The following is a 15,978-nucleotide window of genomic DNA, read 5'->3' on the forward strand; positions in this document are numbered from 1 at the left end:
ATATTGATAAATCCCCAATTAACTGATGACCAAATTATGATGATTACAGGTGCAATTTTCATCCACAAGTAAACTTGACCAACAGGATGTGGCAACCATGACTACTAACAATATTGAATCTATAGAAATCGTCGAAATTAGTCTGCAAACTAGCCAAAATGGTGAAACAGACGAAGTTAAGCAGGAAACTACAGCACTATTGGAAGCAATTAAAAAACGCGCCCAAGCTGAAGCTGAATCTGCTGGTACTATTACCCGTGAAACCTATTTGAATGCTGTGCGTCAGGTGCGGGAAGCTATTGAAAGAGATAAACTCATTGAACGTGACCGTTTAGAATATTCTTGGGCAAGAATTCAAGAAGAATTAGACCATAATTGGAACTTACTGCATAAAGATATCACAGATTTAGGTGAGAGATTCCAAAATGCTGCTAAAGCGGCTTGGGAAGCTTTCAATGCCCCTCGTGATCAAAATTAATATAGAGGGGTACGCACTCTTTGTGAAATCCAGTCAGCAAATCGTAAAGTAGGGGCGGGGTTTCCCCGCCCTCACAGACAACTTTTTCAGCAAACCCTATATAAGTAATTGGACAAAAATATTTACAGTCATTGCGAGGGAAGGGAAGCAATCACAACCCGTGCAATCTGCGACCAGACTAGAGATAAGAGTAGATGGAAAAAGAATCGGCGGGAAACTAACTGATTTTAAAAAACTCCACAGCAAAGATGCTTATTCCTACCTTTGACTCTGAAACACTACATTATTTTGGGATTAGAAAGAATGGCAAAAATAAACAATAAAAAATCAGGCACTTTAGATAATTCTTTCTTCTTCCTTCTAACTCCTGACTCCTGACGCAATTGGGGAAGAGGAAATTACAAAAATTGCTTTTCTTATTCCCTCTTCCCTATTCTTATTTGAAAGCAACTTTCACATTAGCAACAGCAACTTCCTTAGCAGATGCTTCAATATTCACCGTTGCAGGTGCATTAGAACCCTTAAACCACAGTAGCACAGCAGGAGCTACACCTAGCGCCACACCTAGCAATACCGGGATAGGAAACCCCGCCGCCAAACTCATCACTGTCGCAAAACCGAAATTACCCAAATAAACTAATAAAGGGATATTCAATTGGTAATTGTCCAATTTAATCGGGTTTTTGCTCCATAACAAAGCCGCTACAGTCATAAATAACGACCCAGTACCCATCCAACCTGCAAAGTTCTGGTAAGGCATTCCAAAGAAAGCTCCAGGTTGTTGCCAATACCAGAAGGGAAGAGAAGTTTGACTCATAGCTGGGTCAAGCACAAAATCCCAAGAAGTGAGCAGTAAAGCCCCCAAAACAATTGCTCCAACGTGACGGAACAAAGTGGGTTTTTTATCTACGTCTAAACCCGCCCGTGCCAACACATAAGAAACACATCCTACATAAAACCATGAAAGGGGAATCGTGAAAGGTACCAAACCAGAAATTTTATACCCCAAACCACTCAGATAGCTGTAGTGACCAAAAGGAAAGCCAGTGCTAGTTCCTAATAATTCACTAGCCAAAGAAATTAATACAGATGGGATTAAAAATCCTAAAGCGCGTCCCAAACCTAAAGTCCGGTAAGCATAGAGGAACACTCCCACCGCCCCCAAAATCATATATACCACACCGCCGCCCGCCATGCTCCACTGCATGACGCTTTGTCCAAACTCTGATAAGCTGATAATTTGTTCAGCATTGGGAATAACAATCAGTATTCCCACCAGTCCAAATACCATAGAAACGATATGACCAATTAGGCATACGCGCTCGACGATAACAAGTTGTCTCATGATCAATCCTTAATGATATGCCAGATGGCTACTCAACTGTTAACAGTTTACAAATATTTATGAACGATTTAACTAAATGTTGATATTTATTCTCTCGACATGGGAATCAGGAGTGAAGTTCAACCTTTAGAAACCTTATAGGTTCAGTAAATCTGTGAAATAATGAATGCAACTGATATTCAAAATACCAGTATATAACGATTTGTAACTGAGTGGGGTACAAAAGGGTAAAGTTATAGCACCCGCCAAGTTTATAAGAACTAGGGGAGAAATTTCCTTTTTCCGTCCTCCTGACTTCTAACTGGGCGCAGGACCTGCGCCCCTACCTCCTGACTTTTGCTATATGTCAATGTTGAAAAAAATTCCTTGGTTTTCTCTAACACTTGTATTGCTGAGTTACAGTACATTAGGCTGGGTGATATTTGAAGAAAAAGCCCCTTGGTATGTACGGCTGATAACTGTGCTAACCATCCTGCTGTCACTAATTTCTGTCACCAACCCTTGGTTAAAACTCGATGATTATTCTCATATTTTCTTCAAGTCAAACGCTAGGACTTTTTTGGTGGCTATCTTAGCAGCTTTCCTATTTTTTCTAATGATTGCCTGGTTTCGGGTATTTCTTGATACTTTACTTATTATCTGCGCCACTATTTTAGCTAAAATAGACTTTCAATCAGTTGGTTTAAAACCAGCACTAGCTTTTGGCTATATATCTTTTTGCTCACTGCTGGGTTTAGGATTGGGCGCACTTATCAATTACTACATTTAGAATTAGTCATTAGTAATTAATTAATATACTCAAAACGGTTGGGACATGGACTTTTGCGAAATCACGAAAACCCTAGATTTGTAGGGGTAAAGCAAGAGCTTAAGCTCTTGCTTTACCCCTACCCGGAGAATCAAATAATTAAGCCGTTTTGGATATAACTAATGGCCAATAACTAATAAATAACTAGCTGGCTACAGCTTCTACAAGTTCTACTGCTACTGGATAAACGCTAACTTTCTTCTGGCTTTTACCTCTTCTTTCAAAGGTAACTACACCATCAACTAAAGCGAACAAAGTATCATCACTACCGATACCAACATTATTACCAGGGTGAACCTTAGTACCACGTTGACGGACGAGAATATTACCTGCGCGTACAGTTTGTCCACCGTAACGCTTTACACCTAGTCGTTGAGCATTAGAGTCACGACCGTTTCGCGTACTACCCGTTCCCTTCTTATGAGCCATGATTTCCTCTTTTCTATTTACTTTATTTATCCCAGCTAGTTATCTAGTTTAGGCTAGGAAAAGGATGATTAATGATTGGTAATTAAATTACTCTTGCTCACCTCTTGCCTATTCCTTAACTAGCAACTTAACCTTATTTATGATTCTTCTGCGGTTTCTTCCACGAAATCAGCATTAATGACGGGACTTTCCGCCATCGTTGGGGCTTCTTCGTAAGCTAAAACTTCGCCGTTAAGATTGATAGAATTAATCAAAAATCTGGTAATTTCCTGGCGATGTCCCCGTTTTTTGCGGGTTTTCTTTTTAGGTTTCATCTTATACACCAGGACTTTGCGACCTCTGAAATGTCGCATAATTGTCCCTTCCACTGTCGCACCTTCTACTAAAGGTTGCCCAATGGAAACTGCGCCTTCGTGGTGTACAAGTAACACTGCGTTGATGGTAACTTTTTCATCTGGTTCAGCGGTTAGTAGTTCAATGTCGTAAAAGCGACCTGCTTCTACTTTCATTTGTTTACCGCCAGTTTCAATAATCGCGTAGGTCATTAAATTGTCCTTGAAGTTGCCGTACAGGTAGCTGGCTATAATCTCCCGTAGAGACGCTATTTATAGCTTTTGCCAGCCTTTGAAGTATGTCTACCTGATCCGAGCAGGAGTTAGACAGACAATCTAATATATTACCTGATTGATAGCTAATCAGTCAACCTTTTAGAAAATATAATTTTATCAGACCTCGCGGTAAGCGTAAAACTCAGCGGCTTGGTTCCCTGAGATAAGCTGTTACACAGCTAAATTGTATAATCCTAATATTCTGAACTCTTGTTTAACAGGCAAGATGCCTGTTCCACTTATACAAATTAAATGCACAAAAGCTTATAAGCGACACGAGGGATTTTAATCCCTGTGGTATGTTACAATTAAATTGTGGGTAAGAACAAGAAAACATTTATGTGTTGAAGCATCCTAGTACGGAGAAATCCCGGCTCATAGGAAACAACGGTATTTTTGGCGTTGCTGAATTGGCGTATGATTTTTGGAGGTGGAGACGTTCCATGGAACGTCTCTACAAGAGTCTTGAACCTATGCAAAATTATTTTCATCCCTAAAATCAGCAACGCCTAATTTTTATTGGATAAATATGAAAAGGATAGAAGTTGAACAAAGAACTATTTTTGTGGGTTTAGCTGGTAGTCATGGTTATGGTTTAAATCGTCCTGAATCAGATTATGATTATCGTGGTGTATTTATTGCTCCTAAACGCTATTATTTAGGTTTTGATAGTATTGAGCAAAAGGATTCGGGATGGGATGAACCAGGGATATTCCCGTTTATAGATGGTAATGAAGATACGGTTATTTATGAATTAAGGAAAGTTCTACATTTATTGGCTGGTGCAAATCCCAATGTTTTAGAATTGCTGTGGTTAACGAATTATCCTTTTTTAACAAATGTCGGACAACATTTAATTAATCATCGCAGGTTGTTTTTGAGTAAAAAGGTAAAACACACTTATTCTGGTTATGCTTTTGCTCAAATCAAGAAGATGGAAACTCATCGTAAATGGTTATTAAATCCACCCACGAAAAAACCTATTCCTGCTGATTTTAATATTATGGATGAAGTTCCTTTAAGTAAAGATGAGTTAAATGCTTTTTTGGAATATCTTTATCTTTTAATTAGGGGGAAAATTGAATTTTTGGAAGAATCAGAACAGTTATATAAATTGCTGACTGCGGATATTGATTTTAAAGGTGTTTTAAAACAATACACTTTAGCAGATGAAACTTTAGCATATACCCAAAATTTAACTCATGGACGCAAAGAGTTTATTCGCCTTTTGCAAAAAAGTCAAAGTTATCAAATTGCGTTGCGAGAATGGAAGGCCTATATATCTTGGCAGGAAAATAGAAACCCTGCAAGAGCCGAAATGGAAAAAAAATCAGGTTATGATTTAAAACATGGAATGCACTGTATTAGATTACTACGCAGTGGATTGGAAATTTTGCAGCGGGGAGAAGTAACTGTAGATAGAAATTTAGCTGGTGATATTGATGATTTAAAGGCTATTCTGCGGGGTAATTATAGTTATGAAGAGTTGATGAAAATGGCGGAAGATTTGGTTGCTCAAATGGATGCTTTTTATGAGCAATCTAGTTTACCACATCGTCCTGATTTGGAGCAAATTAATGATTTGTGTATGGAGTTGGTGGAAATGCAAGGTTGGGACTCTCAGGGCTAAAGCCACTGAGTTTCCCACTTACTGCGAGGTTTTATGAAAACAATTGCTACTAATGTTAAAACCCTACTAATTGGATTCTGATGTTTGGTTTTTACTTTCTCAATGTCTGAACTATTCAGCACAACGTTTTAGTGCATTTCGTCGTATTCTGCGGTTTCGATCCTTCTAGATTCCATGGGAGAAGATGGTAAAAACTCAGCACGACGCACAGGATTTAAAGATTGTGTTGATCCATTGTAGGGATGAATCACCTGAACAGTACGAGTAGGTCGCTGTTTTGGTGCAAATAAAGATAAGACACCGGCGACAACAACACCACCACCAATAGTCAAGGTAGCACCACCCACAGCCCAAAGCATAGGTGAAGACCACCAATTATTTTGCTCAGGTTGTTGTAAAGTGGCCATTTTTTGTTGATTAGCTTGTTGTGCTAATTGCCACTGCTGTTGCGTAAAACTTTGAGCTTGTGCCTGGAATTGTTGGTTTTGTAACTTTAGTTGTTCATTGTCAGTTTTCAATTTCTCTATTTGCATATTCATTTTCAGCTTTTCCATTTCTAGCCGCTGATCAGAATTAGGAGCGGTTGGGGGCTGGTTAGAATAGACAGGTTGCCCGTAATTAGGGGGATACTGCATTACCTGGGGTGCCATGACTGTCCCAGGCATTTGGGGACTGACAGCAAAGTTCGATGATATCGGGGTATTTGTCCCTTTCAGCAAGACTAAAGCCGCTAACCCAGCTACTGCGACTCCGCCAATAAATGCCATACTTTCGCTCATTGCTGTTACCCCCCAAATATTACTGAATAGTAACTCAGTTGTGACTGATGCACTCTCACACGCATAATTTTTTGCCTACTTTGATATTATAAGAAAATTCAAGATTAACCAGTGTATCAGTTAGTTTTTTGTCTATCCTAAGATATGCTGTTATTATTTAAGACGATTACAGTCAAATTGTCCACTAAAAAATAACAAAAAAATACACTGTTTGGCAATTGCTCTCTTTGATTAAGAGGGATTTTTGATGGCTGTTTTGAGACTTTGGCAAAATTGAGCGATCGCATCTAATCCCTGCTCTGGTGTGCCTTCTGCCAGTCGCTTCACCATAGCACTACCGACAATTGCCGCATCCGCCCCCCATGCTTTTATCTGTCCTGCTTGCTCAGGCTCAGAAATTCCAAACCCCACACCAATAGGTTTATCTGTAACATGACGGATTTGTTGCAGCAGTTCACCAACCCGCGTTTGCAGTTGGGTTCGCATTCCCGTGACACCAGTAACACTGACTAAATAGATAAATCCTTGAGACGCACGGGCGATCGCCTCTATTCTTTCGGGAGAACTCGTAGGAGCTACCAATAAGGTTAAATCTATCCCCATCTCCGCCGCTGGTTTAATTAGCCCTGCGGACTCTTCCAATGGCAAATCCGGCACAACTAAACCTGCTACCCCAGCATCTTTAATTTGCCTCAAAAACTTATCAACGCCTCGATGTAAAATCGGATTGTAATAGGTAAATAAAATAATAGGCGATCGCAAACTCGGACTAATCCCCTTGAGCATTTCCAATACCTGCTCTAAAGTCGTTCCCCTCTCCAAAGCGCGAGTAGCCGCAGCCTGAATCACCGGACCATCAGCCAAAGGATCAGAATAGGGTACACCCAACTCAATAATATCCGCCCCAGAATTATCCAGAACCTGCAAAGCCTTAGCAGTAGTTTCTAAATCCGGATCACCAGCCGTAATAAAAGGAATCAACGCGCACTCTTGATTCCGTCTTAAATTTTCAAAGCAACGAGAAATAGCAGTCATTTCGCCTAGTCAGTAGTCAGTGGTCAGTAGTCAGTAGTTACAATCAACAACTGACAACTGAACAATCATAACTCTAAACCTGAGATTCTTTTTCCTCTTCAATCTTCGCTTGCAGTTTAGCTAACTCTTCAGGAGAGAGTTCATCAAGCCGCTTTTGCAAAAAAGCCGTTTCATAAGCTTCCCGTTGTTGATGGTAGGTCATTTTATTCCCTATCGCTCGGAAAATATAGGTGCATAACCAGCCAATTAAGCCAGCCATCAAGAAAACTTGACTCCAGATACCAGCATTCTGACTATCTAAACCCACCCCTTGCAAACCCACATAAGCCAAGCCACCAGCCACAAAAACGCCGAAGCCAATACCAATTGCGTCAATACGTCGCATGAGAATTATGACCTACCAATTTTAATTTAAGCAATTTTTCGAGGACGGGGGTTCAAATTCACAAACGGGGAGAGAACTAGCAACCCCGGAAAGAAAAAGAACACTAAAAAGTACATAAACACCCGTTCCACAGAACCACAGGTATACCATCTTAAACTCAAGTAGAAAAATACAGCAATGGGTATTACCAGCAAATAAGCGCCCGCCAAACTCAGATACAGTAGTGCTACAACCATATTTCTTACCGCAATTTGAACTATATTTGGTGCATTCACTTCTTATGATATGCCCAATGGCTGGTTTGAGGAAGTCGGTAATTCTGTTATTTTCCATCTTCTTTAAAAACCAATTGCCCAAAAATCGAAACTTATGATATGATCGTCCTTAGCCATTAAGCGTGAACTAACTGGCTAGTTTAATATTTTGTTTCGGTGCTAAATGTCAAATATTAGCGTTAGCAAATAAAATTTTAAAATCTACTTGCCAAAAAAAAGCAATTAGTGGTATAACAGACAAGAGGGTAAATACTGCCTCAAAAACAGTAAACAACCTTACGGGAGTGTGGCGGAATGGTAGACGCTACGGACTTAAAGGAATTGAGCCTTGATAGAGAAATCTTTCAAGTGGCAGCTCTCAAACTCAGGGAAACCTAAATCTGTTTATAGATATGGCAATCCTGAGCCAAGCCCAGAAAAATATTTGACTGGGAAGGTGCAGAGACTCGACGGGAGCTACCCTAACGTAAAGCCGAGGGTAAAGGGAGAGTCCAATTCTCAAAACTTATGATTGCTTTAGCACCTAAGTAGTAGTGAAAACTACAAGAGAATGAAAATCCGTTGACCGTAAAAGGTCGTGGGGGTTCGAGCCCCCCCACTCCCATCTAAAAACCAACTAAAGATGTGCTAAAACCTTTAGCCCGCCTTGGAATGAATTCCCAGTCTAATAGCAGAAGTCATCTGAAGATGACTAAGAGAACTCCGCAAAAAAAATGATCCAATTTTGTGGGATGGGCATCCTTGCCCGTCCTTGATGATTAGCGGACAATTCGTCCCGCACCACAAGAAATTTTGGGATATTTTTTTGATTGGAAGTCTCTAATAAACCTGTGCTGCATGAGTTGTCATTGCCAGTGAAAGGAAGCAATCTCTTGACAACCGATAAACCACCTAACGCAAAAATCTCTCAAACCCTTATTCCTCTGTGTCCTCTGCGCCTCCGTGGTTCGTTAATCAGGATAATTTATTTCTTGGAAGTCCCTCACTAAATTATTGGGTCTGACGCACCCTACAAGAGATAAAATCCACATTACATATTGAGTAGGGTGCGTCAGATAGAGGAAATCTGTTTTTTACCAAATTATTGGGTCTGACGCACCCTACAAGAGATAAAATCTACATTACATATTTAGAAAACTTTGTCAATGCGTAAGCACTAGGATCATCTTTTTTGTGGATTTCTCTAAATAACCCGGAAATTTTTCATCTCATTCCCAGTCTCTGACTGGGAATGAATTCTAAAAGGCTCTGCCTTCAATAATATTAGAGGCAGAGCCTCATCAACTGCATTCCTAGTCAGAGACTAGGAACGAGATGTGGTAGGGATTTGAGCTTAAGTTGACACCAATGCACCTTCATCAACTCAGTTGGTAATGTTGTACTGGACATTCACGATATCTCAGATGTCAGGGAGTGTCGCGGTTAAAAGTATTCAGTATGTCACAGTTCGAGAGAAACCGAAAGACATCTTTTGTTGTCTCCTTTTTGTGCTTACTCATTGAATTTATGACAAATTTCTTGACAAAAGATATGAAATATGCTGATAATTGTAATTTGTGGAAACTTTACCCTTTAATATAATCTCTTGGCTAACGTCATTGTCATAGGTGCCCAGTGGGGCGATGAAGGAAAAGGTAAAATAACTGACTTGCTCAGCCGCTCCGCAGACGTGGTGGTACGTTATCAAGGGGGAGTTAACGCTGGGCATACAATCGTAGTCCAAGGTCAGACGTTTAAGCTGCACTTAATCCCCTCTGGTATTTTGTATCCAAAAACCGAATGTATCATTGGCTGTGGCACAGTCATAGATCCACAGGTTTTGATCAAAGAACTCGAACAACTAGAACAATTAAATATTTCTACGGCTAATCTGTTGATATCTCAGACGGCTCATGTCACCATGCCCTATCATCGCATGATTGACAAGGCATCCGAGGAAGTCCGGGGAAATCATAAAATCGGTACAACAGGTAGAGGCATTGGTCCCACCTACGCGGATAAATCGGAACGTACAGGCATCAGGATGTTGGACCTGATGGACACCGATGGACTGCCTGAGCAGTTAGAACGGACGATAAACTATAAAAATACCATTTTAGAAAAGCTGTATAATCTACCACCCTTGAATCCACAAGCAGTGATTGAGGAGTATTTAGGTTATGCAGAACGCTTGCGTCCTTTTGTCGTTGATACATCGTTGAAAATCTACGATGCAGTTTTACGGCGACGAAATATTTTGTTTGAAGGCGCACAAGGGACATTGCTTGATCTGGATCATGGAACTTATCCCTACGTCACATCCTCCAACCCAGTCGCTGGTGGGGCTTGCGTTGGTAGTGGATTAGGTCCAACAATGATAGATCGGGTAATTGGTGTATCCAAAGCCTATACTACAAGAGTGGGAGAAGGTCCATTCCCCACAGAACTAAATGGCGAAATTGGGGACTTGCTAGGCGATCGCGGTGCAGAATTTGGCACAACTACAGGGCGTAAACGTCGCTGTGGTTGGTTTGATGCGGTTATCGGGCGTTATGCAGTCCGTATTAACGGCATGGATTGCATGGCACTCACTAAACTGGATGTTCTCGATGAACTAGAGGAAATCAATGTTTGTGTGGCTTATGAAATTGATGGTGAACGCTGCGAAGACTTCCCCACCAGCGCTCGTCAGTTCGCTCGTTGTCGTCCCATCTACAAAACTGTACCGGGGTGGCAAGTTTCAACAAGTCACTGTCGTACCCTGGAAGAGTTACCACAAAAAGCACTGGACTATCTGAAATTCTTAGCAGAATTAATGAAAGTGCCGATCGCAATTGTTTCCTTGGGAGCAAGTCGTGATCAAACTATCATTGTCGAAGACCCGATTCACGGTCCCAAACGCGCACTGTTACAACCCAACGGTACACCTGTTTAGTCATTGGTCATTGGTCATTGGTTAGTGGCAAAATAACTGACAACAGACAACGAATAACTAACAATTAACAAATTAACAAATTATATGGCGATCGCACTCGAATCTAAACCCCGTCCCGAAGGTAGCAAACCCAGAGCTTTGCGCCGTTCAGGCTTAATTCCCGCCAACTTGTATGGTCACAAAGGGATTGAATCAATTGCTCTAGTTCTTGACGCTAAAGTTGTAGAACGCCTGCTCAAGCAAGTTACCCCCAACAAAACCGAAATAGAACTCAGCATTCCTGAATTGGAGTGGACTGGTATAACCGTAATCCGCGAACTTCAGATCCACCCAGCCAAAGGCACACCTTATCACCTAAGTTTTTTTGCTGGCGCTAAAGGCTAAAATTCAGGTAATACAGCAGGAGTCAGGAAGTAGGGGCGCAGGGCCTGCGCCCAGTCAAGAGTCAGGAGTAAAACTGGCTTTGTAAGTAATTGGACAAAAATATTTACAGTTATTGCGAGCGAAGGGAAGCAATCACAACCCTGGCGATTGCTTCATTTCGTTCCATATGGCTAACGCAACGCAACGCTTACGCAATGACGTTGTGTAATTAACTCTGTCTCACTACTTGTATAGGTTTCAATTTAGATTGTTTACCTCCTAACTACGCAACCTGCTGTAATAAAGAAGAGAACCAGGGTTAGCCCTGGTTTTTTTGTGGAAAAATTATCTATATTAGGGAACGGGGAAGAGTTCACCAATTACCAATTACCAATTACCAATTACCAATAAAAATGACAGAAACCAATCTCCCGAATTTAATCTCACAAATGTTACAACCAGGATTTTATCCTCATCCCGTAACAGAACCAATTCAACTAATTCAAACTCATATTTCCTATGTCCTCCTCACCGGGGATTATGCTTACAAACTCAAAAAACCAGCCAACTTTGGTTTTTTAGACTTTTCCACCTTAGAAAAACGGCATTATTTTTGTCAAGAAGAACTGCGACTAAATCAAAGAGGTGCAGGTGAATTATATTTAGAAGTTCTTCCCATCACCGTAGTAGGTGAACAATACCATTTAGGTGGCACAGAAGAAGCCGTAGAATATGCAGTAAAGATGCGTCAATTTCCCCAAGAAACCCTATTTAGTGAACTTTTTGCCAGTGGAAATTTGTCAGAAAGTCACTTAGAAGAATTGGGACGAGTTGTAGCTCAATATCATGCAAACACCGAGACAAACGATTATATTCGCAGTTTTGGAGAAGTCTCCCAAGTCCGATTAGCAATTGATGAGAATTATCAACAAGCTGAAAAATATATTGGTGGACCACAAACAAAAGAACAATTTGAAGAAACAAAACAATATACAGACAACTTCTTTCTCCAACATCCAGAACTATTTAAAAGCAGAATTGACAATAACTATATTCGTGAATGTCACGGCGATTTGCACCTCAGAAATATTGCTCTTTGGCATGACAAAATTATGCTATTTGATTGTATAGAATTCAATGAGCCTTTCCGCTTTGTGGATGTCATGTATGACGTAGCATTTACAGTCATGGATATTGAAGCCAGAGGACGGAAAGACTTAGGAAATGCCTTTTTAAATACCTACGTAGAGCAAACTGGAGACTGGGAAGGTTTACAGGTATTACCTTTATACTTAAGCCGTCAAGCCTATGTACGAGCTAAAGTAAATTCCTTTTTATTAGATGATCCTAATATCCCGGCTGCGGTCAAAGAAGAATCTGCAAAAACCGCATCTGCATATTACCGTCAAGCCTGGGAATATACCAAACCCCAACAGGGAAGACTGATTTTAATGTCAGGATTATCTGGCGCTGGTAAAAGTACCACAGCTAAATATTTGGCGCGGAAACTCAACGCAGTTCATCTCCGTTCTGATGCTGTGCGTAAGCATTTAGCAGGAATTCCCCTCCTAGAAAAAGGTGGTGATGAAATCTACACACCAGAAATGACCCAAAAAACCTATAGCCGATTATTAGCATTAGGAATTATACTGGCTAATCAAGGTTGGTCTGTGATTTTAGATGCCAAATATGATCGCCAGGATTTACGGGAGACAGTTATTTCCCAAGCCACACAGCATCAATTACCTGTGCATATTATCAACTGTACCGCACCCCTAGAAGTTATCAAAGAACGACTCCTGAACCGTACTGGTGATATTGCTGACGCAACCGCTGATTTATTAGCATCGCAAATCAAGCAATCTGAACCATTTACAAATCTCGAACAACCTTATATAACAGTTGTGGATACAACTCAACCGCTAGACACGCAATTATCAAAACTGATTTAATTTTTGTCTAGTTAACTTAGGGTTTAGCATTGCGCTTTCCTCGTTCCCATACTCTGTATGGGAATGAACTCTAAAGGCTCTGCCTTCAATAATAGTAGAGGCAAGATGTCTATGATAGGATTCTCATAAGACCTCGCGGTAAGTGGGAAACTCAGTGTCTTTAGACCTGAGAGGGAAGCGACACGTGCGGTTTTAACCGCTGTGGATATTAAAATTGAAACCAGATTTTTGATTGGAATCTGGAAACCAACTCCCATTTCTGGGGTGATGTTAGCTAGATGCCTCCGGCACGCTGGCGCGAACGACCAGTTATAAGAGCTTGTTAGACTTGCAACACTGTTTCAGTGACCTTAAAACTGTTTAATTGCAAATGACAGAGCAGGGAACTAGCTTCGCATTCCGGGGTGTCGTGACTCAAATAACGGCTACCCTTCGACTACGCTCAGGGTGGTCTGGTCAGCACGGCTTGCTTGATTACTCTTGCAAGCCCAGTCCCTTTAGGGCTGGGTTACTGACAAGAATAGTAGAGGCAGAGCCTCTATGATAGCATTCCCAGTCAGAGACTGGGAACGAGATAACGAGATAACCGAGATATAATTATTCTTTCTCCTGATTTCTAGCATTATGGCACCAAAAAATAATCTACTAGGCAATATTTTCTCTTCTTCTCCTAACTTTCTTTCTCAATTGTTATTTGGATTATTTTTATTTATTATCTCCAGAATTGCTAATGCTTCAGTTCCTCTCAGTCTATTTATAGCCATTATGGGTGGTGTCACCTTGGGGTGGTTCACATTTGCCAATGATAATAATCCTGAACCTGCTACTGTCGCCTCTAATGATGGCATTGATGCTGGATTAAAATATTGGTTGTTTTTTATGATGGGCTGCCTTTTCCTCGGTTATTCAGCCCTTATTAGTATTATATTCGGTGCGATCGCTGGAGTTGGTGGTGGTTGGATTATTGGTTGGTGGAGAAGTGAGGAGGCATTACAAACACAATTATCAGAGGAGATTGCGGAAGAAATAAATCCAGAACAGCCGAGTGAAAGAAATGCAAAGAGACGCAAAAGAAAACCTACTCGGCGCTTCCGTCGGGACTCTGCAACTTTCAATTTTCGCTTTTGGGAAAAGTAATTAACAATTGATAATTAGGATTATAAAATTAAATTGTCTGATAGCGTAGCGTGGCGCAAGCCATATCAGGATATCCAGGATTAAAGGATTTGCAGGATGTTTGTTTGAGTTGTATTTTTAGGGTTTGAGGATTCAATACTTTTCGGTTAGACTCAAAAAACTGCAATATGATCTAAATTAGTGCTTTTTGCTGCTTAATAGGGAATAATAGAATAAATACTCCTTGTCAGATAAAGGTGAGTTTTGACAAATGGACTGGACAACAATACTCAAAGCACAGCAGACTGATTTTATTCAAAGACTGAAATCTGGCGACTTACTCCATTGTGAGAAGGCTCTTCCTGTAGGCGTTGTACCTACAATTTTTATACCATCTTTTGTCCAGATAAAATGCTCTGACCATTCTTGCTGACGAGGGTTAAATAAAGCAACTTGCTCTTGAGTTTTAGGATCAGTAGCTACTATAAAATTATAATGACGCTCATTACAGCGATGACAAGCCAAAGCTAAATTATCCAGTTCGTCTGAACCCCCCAAAGACTGCGGCATAATATGATCAATAGTAAAACGATCAGGACTCAGATATTCTGGAGAGTGACAATATTCACAGAGAAATTTAGCTCGTTTTCTTATAAGTCGTCGAGTTGGTTCGGACACCATTTACTTTTAGCCGCTAGTTGAGCATTAATTAAGGTAAATATTCGCTGTAACTCCGAGATACCTACATATTCCGCTTCCTCTTCAGAAGTCAGTTTATCAGATTTTTTCTTTGCTAATAGTTCTTCAAAACGTATCTGTAGTTCTTCGGTAAATTTAAATAGATAAATATTACCAAATTCACTCATCTTCATACCAGAAGATATTAAAGACGAAGGTTGAACCATTAATTGAGTAGCCATTGTATGTTCACAGTGTCTTTATTTGTATTATCTCATAAAAAATCCTGAAAATCCTGAAATCCTGGATATCCTGATTCAGACAAAAATCCTGTAAATCCTTAAATTCTGGACATCCTGATTCAGACAAATAATTCTATAATAGCAATACCTTGTCCATTTCCTGCTTTGTTGGGTTAAGCGACAGCGCAACCCAACGCATTTGTTGGGTTTCATGCTTCAACCCAACCTACAAATCAAGGCTTTTTCTAATTTGGACAAGGTATTGTAATAGAAAATAAATATTCACCTTAATTAACTATGCAAACCACAGAATCACCCTTACAATTGCGGCTGTGGACTGTTGATGAATACCACAGAATGGCTGAAGCAGGAATATTTGAACCAAGTGAACGGGTAGAATTATTAGAGGGGAAAATAATCTGGATGGTTGCTAAAGGAACAGCCCACCGTTCAGCAGTGGGTAGAACATATAAGTTGTTGGAAAACAGAATTGGTCATAAAGCTTGCATAGCTATTCAAGACCCTGTAAAATTAAATGAACGATCTGAACCAGAACCAGATATTGCTGTGGTGAAAATAGATCCCCTAGACTATGCAGATCATCATCCTACCCCAGCAGAAGTTTATTTAATTATCGAAGTTGCAGATAGTAGTTTAAAACTAGATACAGAAATCAAAGCTAAAGCTTATTCTCAAGCAGGAATTAAGGATTATTGGGTGTTAGATGTAGTGAAACGCGAATTAATTGTATTTAGAAATCCCACAACAGAAGGTTATCAAAATCAAGCAATTATCACAGAACAGCAAAAAATATCTCCTTTAGATTTTCCCGATTTAGAAATTGTAGTTTTTCAAATGCTACCACTTGTCTGATAGATAATAGAATAATTGAGAGGATGACTTTATTAAATCCTGGACATCCTGATAGCGAAGCGTGGCGT

Annotated in this window: 17 protein-coding genes; 8 read left to right on the forward strand and 9 right to left on the reverse strand. The window is 40.3% G+C overall.

Going from position 1 to position 15,978, the window contains the following annotated elements:
* The first annotated feature begins 97 nt into the window (after nucleotides 1–97).
* Nucleotides 98–478 (forward strand): hypothetical protein, encoded by a 381-nt coding sequence (locus NG743_RS12770; RefSeq protein WP_027403154.1) that lies wholly within the window; start codon nucleotides 98–100, stop codon nucleotides 476–478.
* Between the two features lie 436 nt (nucleotides 479–914).
* On the opposite strand, the gene cruF is transcribed toward NG743_RS12770, so the two are convergent.
* Nucleotides 915–1,823 (reverse strand): gamma-carotene 1'-hydroxylase CruF, encoded by a 909-nt coding sequence (gene cruF / locus NG743_RS12775; protein ID WP_027403155.1) that lies wholly within the window; start codon nucleotides 1,821–1,823, stop codon nucleotides 915–917.
* Between the two features lie 343 nt (nucleotides 1,824–2,166).
* On the opposite strand from cruF, the gene NG743_RS12780 reads away from it, so the two are divergent.
* On the forward strand, nucleotides 2,167–2,592 hold the full coding sequence (locus tag NG743_RS12780) for a hypothetical protein (RefSeq protein ID WP_027403156.1): 426 nt from the start codon (nucleotides 2,167–2,169) through the stop codon (nucleotides 2,590–2,592).
* A 183-nt stretch (nucleotides 2,593–2,775) separates the two neighbouring features.
* Here the strand turns inward: NG743_RS12780 and rpmA are convergent, their stop codons facing one another.
* Both rpmA and rplU read right to left on the reverse strand, forming a co-directional pair.
* Nucleotides 2,776–3,060 (reverse strand): 50S ribosomal protein L27, encoded by a 285-nt coding sequence (rpmA, locus tag NG743_RS12785; RefSeq protein ID WP_027403157.1) that lies wholly within the window; start codon nucleotides 3,058–3,060, stop codon nucleotides 2,776–2,778.
* Between the two features lie 137 nt (nucleotides 3,061–3,197).
* Nucleotides 3,198–3,605 carry a 50S ribosomal protein L21 gene (rplU, locus tag NG743_RS12790; RefSeq protein ID WP_027403158.1) on the reverse strand — a complete coding sequence of 136 codons (408 nt, stop codon included), beginning with the start codon at nucleotides 3,603–3,605 and terminating at the stop codon, nucleotides 3,198–3,200.
* A gap of 592 nt (nucleotides 3,606–4,197) precedes the next feature.
* Between rplU and NG743_RS12795 the strand changes: the two genes are divergently transcribed.
* The gene (locus NG743_RS12795; protein WP_027403159.1) at nucleotides 4,198–5,298 is read left to right on the forward strand and encodes a nucleotidyltransferase domain-containing protein; all 1,101 of its coding nucleotides are present in this window, start codon (nucleotides 4,198–4,200) and stop codon (nucleotides 5,296–5,298) included.
* 128 nt (nucleotides 5,299–5,426) lie between these two features.
* Here NG743_RS12795 and NG743_RS12800 read toward each other — a convergent pair whose 3' ends face one another.
* The 4 genes from NG743_RS12800 to ndhL form a co-directional block, all read right to left on the reverse strand.
* Nucleotides 5,427–6,077, reverse strand: coding sequence for a hypothetical protein (locus NG743_RS12800; RefSeq protein ID WP_027403160.1), 651 nt, complete (start codon nucleotides 6,075–6,077; stop codon nucleotides 5,427–5,429).
* 231 nt (nucleotides 6,078–6,308) lie between these two features.
* Nucleotides 6,309–7,112, reverse strand: coding sequence for a tryptophan synthase subunit alpha (gene trpA, locus NG743_RS12805; protein WP_027403161.1), 804 nt, complete (start codon nucleotides 7,110–7,112; stop codon nucleotides 6,309–6,311).
* 73 nt (nucleotides 7,113–7,185) lie between these two features.
* On the reverse strand, nucleotides 7,186–7,497 hold the full coding sequence (locus NG743_RS12810) for a DUF3007 family protein (RefSeq protein ID WP_027403162.1): 312 nt from the start codon (nucleotides 7,495–7,497) through the stop codon (nucleotides 7,186–7,188).
* A gap of 26 nt (nucleotides 7,498–7,523) precedes the next feature.
* Nucleotides 7,524–7,733, reverse strand: a complete 210-nt coding sequence (gene ndhL, locus NG743_RS12815) for an NAD(P)H-quinone oxidoreductase subunit L (protein WP_080683924.1) — start codon at nucleotides 7,731–7,733, stop codon at nucleotides 7,524–7,526.
* A 1,624-nt stretch (nucleotides 7,734–9,357) separates the two neighbouring features.
* On the opposite strand from ndhL, the gene NG743_RS12820 reads away from it, so the two are divergent.
* From NG743_RS12820 to NG743_RS12835, 4 genes are all read left to right on the forward strand, one after another.
* Nucleotides 9,358–10,686, forward strand: coding sequence for an adenylosuccinate synthase (locus tag NG743_RS12820; protein ID WP_027403163.1), 1,329 nt, complete (start codon nucleotides 9,358–9,360; stop codon nucleotides 10,684–10,686).
* A gap of 84 nt (nucleotides 10,687–10,770) precedes the next feature.
* Nucleotides 10,771–11,070, forward strand: coding sequence for a 50S ribosomal protein L25 (gene rplY, locus NG743_RS12825; protein ID WP_027403164.1), 300 nt, complete (start codon nucleotides 10,771–10,773; stop codon nucleotides 11,068–11,070).
* A gap of 392 nt (nucleotides 11,071–11,462) precedes the next feature.
* Nucleotides 11,463–13,001 (forward strand): bifunctional aminoglycoside phosphotransferase/ATP-binding protein, encoded by a 1,539-nt coding sequence (locus NG743_RS12830; RefSeq protein ID WP_257122081.1) that lies wholly within the window; start codon nucleotides 11,463–11,465, stop codon nucleotides 12,999–13,001.
* 624 nt (nucleotides 13,002–13,625) lie between these two features.
* Nucleotides 13,626–14,138, forward strand: coding sequence for a hypothetical protein (locus NG743_RS12835; RefSeq protein ID WP_257122082.1), 513 nt, complete (start codon nucleotides 13,626–13,628; stop codon nucleotides 14,136–14,138).
* Nucleotides 14,139–14,432: 294 nt separating this feature from the next.
* Here the strand turns inward: NG743_RS12835 and NG743_RS12840 are convergent, their stop codons facing one another.
* The gene (locus NG743_RS12840; protein ID WP_306459844.1) at nucleotides 14,433–14,798 is read right to left on the reverse strand and encodes an HNH endonuclease; all 366 of its coding nucleotides are present in this window, start codon (nucleotides 14,796–14,798) and stop codon (nucleotides 14,433–14,435) included.
* Nucleotides 14,768–15,037 (reverse strand): hypothetical protein, encoded by a 270-nt coding sequence (locus tag NG743_RS12845; RefSeq protein WP_027403169.1) that lies wholly within the window; start codon nucleotides 15,035–15,037, stop codon nucleotides 14,768–14,770. Before NG743_RS12845 ends, NG743_RS12840 begins: the two co-directional genes overlap by 31 nt.
* Nucleotides 15,038–15,334: 297 nt before the next feature.
* Between NG743_RS12845 and NG743_RS12850 the strand changes: the two genes are divergently transcribed.
* Entirely contained in the window at nucleotides 15,335–15,910 is a 576-nt protein-coding gene (locus NG743_RS12850; RefSeq protein WP_027403170.1) for a Uma2 family endonuclease, read from the forward strand.
* Nucleotides 15,911–15,978: the final 68 nt, after the last annotated feature.

The organism is Dolichospermum heterosporum TAC447 (assembly GCF_024584745.1).
Taxonomy (GTDB): domain Bacteria; phylum Cyanobacteriota; class Cyanobacteriia; order Cyanobacteriales; family Nostocaceae; genus Dolichospermum; species Dolichospermum heterosporum.

What these genes read in the sequence shown, in the direction of transcription:
- NG743_RS12830 (WP_257122081.1), top strand. Translation starts at nt 11,463, where the DNA reads ATGACAGAAACCAATCTCCCGAATTTAATCTCACAAATGTTACAACCA.
- rpmA (WP_027403157.1), bottom strand. Translation starts at nt 3,060, where the DNA reads ATGGCTCATAAGAAGGGAACGGGTAGTACGCGAAACGGTCGTGACTCT.
- cruF (WP_027403155.1), bottom strand. Translation starts at nt 1,823, where the DNA reads ATGAGACAACTTGTTATCGTCGAGCGCGTATGCCTAATTGGTCATATC.
- NG743_RS12845 (WP_027403169.1), bottom strand. Translation starts at nt 15,037, where the DNA reads ATGGCTACTCAATTAATGGTTCAACCTTCGTCTTTAATATCTTCTGGT.
- ndhL (WP_080683924.1), bottom strand. Translation starts at nt 7,733, where the DNA reads ATGGTTGTAGCACTACTGTATCTGAGTTTGGCGGGCGCTTATTTGCTG.
- trpA (WP_027403161.1), bottom strand. Translation starts at nt 7,112, where the DNA reads ATGACTGCTATTTCTCGTTGCTTTGAAAATTTAAGACGGAATCAAGAG.
- NG743_RS12795 (WP_027403159.1), top strand. Translation starts at nt 4,198, where the DNA reads ATGAAAAGGATAGAAGTTGAACAAAGAACTATTTTTGTGGGTTTAGCT.
- rplU (WP_027403158.1), bottom strand. Translation starts at nt 3,605, where the DNA reads ATGACCTACGCGATTATTGAAACTGGCGGTAAACAAATGAAAGTAGAA.
- NG743_RS12850 (WP_027403170.1), top strand. Translation starts at nt 15,335, where the DNA reads ATGCAAACCACAGAATCACCCTTACAATTGCGGCTGTGGACTGTTGAT.
- rplY (WP_027403164.1), top strand. Translation starts at nt 10,771, where the DNA reads ATGGCGATCGCACTCGAATCTAAACCCCGTCCCGAAGGTAGCAAACCC.
- NG743_RS12835 (WP_257122082.1), top strand. Translation starts at nt 13,626, where the DNA reads ATGGCACCAAAAAATAATCTACTAGGCAATATTTTCTCTTCTTCTCCT.
- NG743_RS12770 (WP_027403154.1), top strand. Translation starts at nt 98, where the DNA reads ATGACTACTAACAATATTGAATCTATAGAAATCGTCGAAATTAGTCTG.
- NG743_RS12780 (WP_027403156.1), top strand. Translation starts at nt 2,167, where the DNA reads ATGTCAATGTTGAAAAAAATTCCTTGGTTTTCTCTAACACTTGTATTG.
- NG743_RS12840 (WP_306459844.1), bottom strand. Translation starts at nt 14,798, where the DNA reads ATGGTGTCCGAACCAACTCGACGACTTATAAGAAAACGAGCTAAATTT.
- NG743_RS12810 (WP_027403162.1), bottom strand. Translation starts at nt 7,497, where the DNA reads ATGCGACGTATTGACGCAATTGGTATTGGCTTCGGCGTTTTTGTGGCT.
- NG743_RS12800 (WP_027403160.1), bottom strand. Translation starts at nt 6,077, where the DNA reads ATGAGCGAAAGTATGGCATTTATTGGCGGAGTCGCAGTAGCTGGGTTA.